This window comes from Nitrosomonas sp. HPC101 (genome assembly GCF_009833125.1).
Lineage (GTDB): Bacteria > Pseudomonadota > Gammaproteobacteria > Burkholderiales > Nitrosomonadaceae > Nitrosomonas.
In genome coordinates this window covers 1-5292 of record NZ_QRCC01000015.1, presented here as the reverse complement: position 1 = coordinate 5292, position 5292 = coordinate 1, and the positions used below count along the sequence as shown (strand labels likewise).

Sequence of the window (5292 nt, the reverse complement as noted above, 5' to 3'; positions counted from 1 at the left end):
GAGAATTGCTTGAGGGCCAGCATACTAAAAAGCAAATACCTCGTTGCTTATGGCGGAGAACTTTATTTCCAAATAGATAGAAAACATGCCTAGGAAATATCAAACTTTATCGAACTAAATTACTTTTGCTAAGTATTTTTTTTCTTTTTTGCTGAGAGGAAGAAATATCCAGCGCCTGCGATGATGATCAACAATGGCCAGAAATACATATTCATTTTGAATTTACCTCCTGTTCCCACAGCAAAAGGGAAGCGCGACACATGTTCTGTTTGATTGTCTTTAACTGTTACCAGCCCTACAAAGTCTCCCTCTTCAGGAAAGATGTGTTCAAACGTTACTGATCCATTCGAGTACACTTTAGGAGGAATGTGCATGATGGTAATTTCATCAAGATTACCTTCTTCTCCCGGCGCAGCACCTGTGTCACGAATAATGCGTACTTCGGTTGTCAATGGCCTGAGTGCTTCATCAATATAATCCAGTGCTACTATTGTGCGGCCGGTGTTGGGGATGTCTTCACAGAATTCCTGTTCTTGCGTGCTTTCAGGCTGGTAGCCTGTAAAGTGCATGGTATATGGTCCAATTGTGAGTTTACACATGTCCTCTGCCATAGACAGCCCGCCATGAGCATAGGCCTGCATCCAGCAGGCCATGCCCAGTAACATTCCAACCAGCCATTTAGCACCAGTTGTTATCCATCCTCTTGTCATCTATCCATTCCTCCCTGTTTTTATGTTTTGTTGTGCAACCTATCACTTCTACAAAGCGATCAGATTTAATCGTCTTCGGATTTAAACCAGTTTCGCAAACGGCCGGATTGTATCAGTTTATATATCAACCACCCCAGGAACAGAATCGCAATTACCGGACCTGCCCAGGTACGCGCAAGCTTGCCGTAGTCAACCATTTCAACCCGTAACTGGTAGTAATAATTTAGTGGAGGGACCCCTTCCGCTGTTACGACTACCGAATACAATCCTTTTTCCAGTTTGCCTATTCCATTAATAACTCCATCTGGATGATACGCCGCATTTACCTGGACAATCGCTTCACCTTCCTTTTCTGCACCTCTGAATACTTGCATACCAACCGGCATTTCCCGCAAACCCAGGTCTATCAGATCCACAACCAGATAGGTATCTCCGGCCACTGGAATTTCTGTACAGTAGTGCCCGTTCTGATCAAATTGGGGCTGATAGGTATTCAAATGCACCATGTTCTCACCTATCTGGCGCACACAAGTATCTTCTTCCAGTGATACTCGACCATGCCCCAAGGCTGTATTCGCGTAACACAGGATGGCAAGAACGCAGGTCATGAAAGCCAGTTGTATCGAGTGCTTCAACGTGACAACTCCTTGCTCTTGTCGTAATAAAAAACTACTTTCCTGCTTTTCCAGCAGAGGCTCTCTTCTCATTTTATAATTCCTTTCAATCCAGTATCCAAGTACCGAATTCGCCAGGCTGTCGATGCTTTACTTCAAAACCAAGGTTATCAATAAAAAACCGGTACACCTCTGTCTTACGACAGGCGATGCACCGGTTCTTATTAACTAATACGCAGTACCTCGGTACTGTTTATCAGAGTTTGGTAAAGACAGGAATCACCGGACCAGCAATGCTGTTGATATGGCGATTACCTTCTGCATCCCAAGACATGAGCAGTCCACCAAAACGGCTTTCCGGGTCACCCAGCAACGCCATCAGACGTTGGATTTCCCACAGAGCATCTTTGGCTTCCATTTTCAGTTGCTTGGTTTGACCAGGCTCAATTGCGCCTTCATCGTCAAAATTCAAGCCTACCGCAACCAGTTCACGAGGATACTGTGGATCCAGGTATTTGCGACCGGTGCTGTTGACGAAACGAATACCCGCTGTGGTAAATTCACCAAATGTAACCGGTTCATCACCATTGTTGGTTACTTCCATCGTGACACGCAGCGCACGCCCAGGGACATCATAGTTAGCATCTACGATTTTGATTGCTACCGGATTAGGTGCTACCGGTAACGGTGCAACTTTAGATTGACCAGCCTGGATAGGCACTGTGTATGGATGCTTGGTTTCTGTATAGCGGTATCCACCCCACACCAAAGCCAAAGTCAGAACTGCAAGTACCAAGGTGATTTTTTTGTCAACAGGATCCAACAACAAATCGTCACCATAGGCGAGCAATACCCGACTGCGTGGCAGGAACATCGGACGTGCTACAAAGATACCAATCCACAATATACCGATTGACATCCAGAGAACATGCCAGAAAATACCATTTGATAAGTTAAACGTTTCTGAATCAACCGTCTCACCTGTCAGCAGCTTGAGTGGATTAGTAAAATCATCCCAGCTTCCGGTAATATTCATCCATGCGCCTGGTCCTGCAATCGGGCCTGCATCTTTAACGTTCAACATGGCATGCATGTGATGCCGTCCTGGAATACGGGCTCTCAGATTAACTTCGAACTCGTAGTCACGACCAATTTGCAGAGGGCCTGAAATAAACCATGGGTGACCATTGATCTTTGTACTTAAACGTACGTATACCGAACTTGGGCTACCTACGTTAAAGAATGAAAAATCCGGGCTTGCTGCTGCACGCGGCCAATCTTCAGCCAAGTGAAATTTGCCGGTAATCTGCGCATTTTCATTGACTTTGGTTACTTCCGGACCCCATTTGATGTCATACCATTGCACGGTACGCATCCGAAGAAACGGCTCCTGGGATCGTTCTCCATGGGCTGCTACTGTTGAGACATCCAGTGTTACTGTCATGGTCAGTGCCGCCATCGCATAAACAGCAACGCCACAAAGTCCCATCATTCCACGTTTATAAAGGTTCTTGATACCCATTTTATTTGATCCCCTCTGGAAACCCTTCTTCACCAAATGCCGTAACATCATTGCGTTGTACGATCCGTCCTCTTTTACCTTTAACGTAGAAGAAGGCTGTGCAGAAGACTTTTCCAAGATACCACCAGACGGTAAACATCAGCATGGATACAAACGCAGCAAAGAATGCTGCAATCACTGTGGTGTGACCGCCAAAGGTACGTAATGAACCTTGCTCAATATGACGAACATACTCTGGTGTACCTGTACGAACATACAGATGACCCATGTAGTCAGCCATCGACAGCAGTGTTCCTTCCACAACGATCGGCAGATGGGTCGGGCCAAAAATCGCCCAGTTACCCGGGTAGAACAGCAGACCAAAGAATCCACCTCCAACCAGTGCAGTCACTAGCCAGTTACGTGTCAGATACATTGTGAAATCCAACATCAATGCACCCGGGAGCATAATGCCCGGTGTTACAAAATTGAGTGGATAGTGTGACCACCAGTAAAAACCCCAGTAACGCGTCAGCCACTCACCGATCAGCAGACATACTACGCACAGCGTCGCACCAAATGGCTGGCGGTAGTTGACCCACAGGTAATACATGATTGCCGAGCAATAGGTAATTCCCACTATAGGTGTAACTACAGGCCACCATTGACGATCTTTCCAGTCCATCCAGAAATCCCAGTCACCTGCCAGCAACATGAAGTGCATATGGTAGGTACCTACCAGCAGAACAACCAGAATCGGGAAATAAACTGCATCAATCAGGCGTGACATATGGACCGCTTCCGGCGGCATTTTGGCCGCCTTCAGGATCTCTTCCGTTCTAAATATACTCACCCTACCCTCCCCTCTTATAATTGAAAATTAACATCACGATTCCTCTTTTTTTCTTAAGGCACCGCATTCCGATTACCGGCTGACCAGTTGCCAATCTCTTGACATCGGCCAGTCACTTCTTTTTCCATATACCCCTTGAAATGCAGTTTCCCGGATTTCAAGGGGTATTCCGGACTAAGCTACAATCTGGTTATTCAGAATTTCTTTGCTTTGATTATTCCAGATCACATCAGTCAGATTGGAATAACGGGTAATGATCTGGGCAGCCACTCCACCTTGAAACAATCCAGCCCAACCAAGCACTACAAAACCCCAGTGCAATGGTGCGCTAAACAGTTCTTCCATGAACCAGAAAGCATGACCCCATTCATTCAAACCAACGTTTGGCAGAATCATCAAAGGACCAGCAATAGCCATTGTTAACGGGAAGGAAATTCCACGGCTGAACAGCGGCAGACGAGTCATTGCGTACAAATAGGTTGCAATCCCGCAGACGATGTACATCGGGAATGATCCATAAAACACAACAACATGACTTGGCGTAAAGCTGGTATCACGAATAATCACCTGGTGCCAAGAGGCATCCTGCTCCGTAAAGAAGCTACCACCCCAGTAAACACCAAAAAGATATACACCCAGCCACATCATGTAGTAGAAGTAACGTTTAACTTCCAGTTTCGGATCCAGGTTATCCAGTTGCTCTTGCGTATCACGCGTTTTTAAGATCCAACCCCAGGTAACCAGTGCAAACAGCGGCATAATGGCCATGTGTACGCGCCACAGTCCCATCCATACACGGTCAAATTCCGGTTCCATTGAATCCATTCCGTGTGAATAGGCAAAGTAACGTTGATACCATACCCAGAATATCGCTACCAACAACATGGTTACCAAACCAAATTTGTAAAATTTGGAGTCATACCACAGTGACATGTCATAGCCTCTTGATGAGACCGATGAGGCACTGCTAGTTCCTAACGTAGTTGCCATCTCTTGATCCTCCTATACACCACATTGTTAAAACCAGTAATGAAAACCAGATATTTTCATTACTGTCCATCGCAAATAACCACGTTGATATCGCGGTCTCCGCTTGATTTTTGACTCCGTATTTCTCATTTTGTTCCAGGAAGGCTTCAATACCCCCACCAGATACATCCGAAAGGCTAGTCACCTTGGCTCTTTTAGTCAAGTATTTTTTGTTCGCACAATAACAAAATCCACTTAACTCACTTAAAATCAATCAATTACAATAACCCTCCTGCCAATAATCCCCTTCCAATCATCAGACTTCCTCCTCAAAATAAAATAAACCATAATGATAAAATGGGTATAAATTCGAGGCATTCCGTATAATTGATTTTGTTGATCGCAATAAACATTTGAGTTATCAATTTATTTACACTTATTCATAAAAAAACTCAAAATATCGTTATGCAGCAGCAGTTTTTTTATACAAGACTGGTATTTTATTGAAGGCGAATAAATAAACTTGCCTCAGCCGGAAGCTTATTGATGTTGAGCACGGTAATCAGATTCTCTTTGGTTCTATTTTTCCAACATATAATCGGCAAGCTCCTGTTATACATGCCGACATACACCTTATTATTGATT

General features: G+C 44.8%; 5 protein-coding genes. All 5 read right to left on the bottom strand.

All coding sequences use genetic code 11. The annotated features are described in order from the left end of the window. Positions 1–128 precede the first annotated feature (128 nt). On the bottom strand, positions 129–710 hold the full coding sequence (locus ABO04_RS10870) for a hypothetical protein (protein ID WP_160810685.1): 582 nt from the start codon (positions 708–710) through the stop codon (positions 129–131). A gap of 65 nt (positions 711–775) precedes the next feature. Next, positions 776–1417 (bottom strand): hypothetical protein, encoded by a 642-nt coding sequence (locus ABO04_RS10865; protein ID WP_164504345.1) that lies wholly within the window; start codon positions 1415–1417, stop codon positions 776–778. Between the two features lie 163 nt (positions 1418–1580). After that, positions 1581–2846: a methane monooxygenase/ammonia monooxygenase subunit B gene (locus ABO04_RS10860; RefSeq protein WP_160810684.1), complete on the bottom strand. Its 1266-nt coding sequence runs from the start codon at positions 2844–2846 to the stop codon at positions 1581–1583. Position 2847: 1 nt separating this feature from the next. Further along, positions 2848–3678, bottom strand: coding sequence for a methane monooxygenase/ammonia monooxygenase subunit A (locus ABO04_RS10855; RefSeq protein ID WP_345853526.1), 831 nt, complete (start codon positions 3676–3678; stop codon positions 2848–2850). 174 nt (positions 3679–3852) lie between these two features. Continuing rightward, positions 3853–4668 carry a methane monooxygenase/ammonia monooxygenase subunit C gene (locus ABO04_RS10850; RefSeq protein ID WP_160810683.1) on the bottom strand — a complete coding sequence of 272 codons (816 nt, stop codon included), beginning with the start codon at positions 4666–4668 and terminating at the stop codon, positions 3853–3855. Between the last annotated feature and the right edge of the window lie 624 nt (positions 4669–5292).

Bases quoted from the DNA above. Each gene is read 5' to 3' on its own strand.
- ABO04_RS10870 (WP_160810685.1), bottom strand. From the start codon at position 710: ATGACAAGAGGATGGATAACAACTGGTGCTAAATGGCTGGTTGGAATG.
- ABO04_RS10865 (WP_164504345.1), bottom strand. From the start codon at position 1,417: ATGAGAAGAGAGCCTCTGCTGGAAAAGCAGGAAAGTAGTTTTTTATTA.
- ABO04_RS10860 (WP_160810684.1), bottom strand. From the start codon at position 2,846: ATGGGTATCAAGAACCTTTATAAACGTGGAATGATGGGACTTTGTGGC.
- ABO04_RS10850 (WP_160810683.1), bottom strand. From the start codon at position 4,668: ATGGCAACTACGTTAGGAACTAGCAGTGCCTCATCGGTCTCATCAAGA.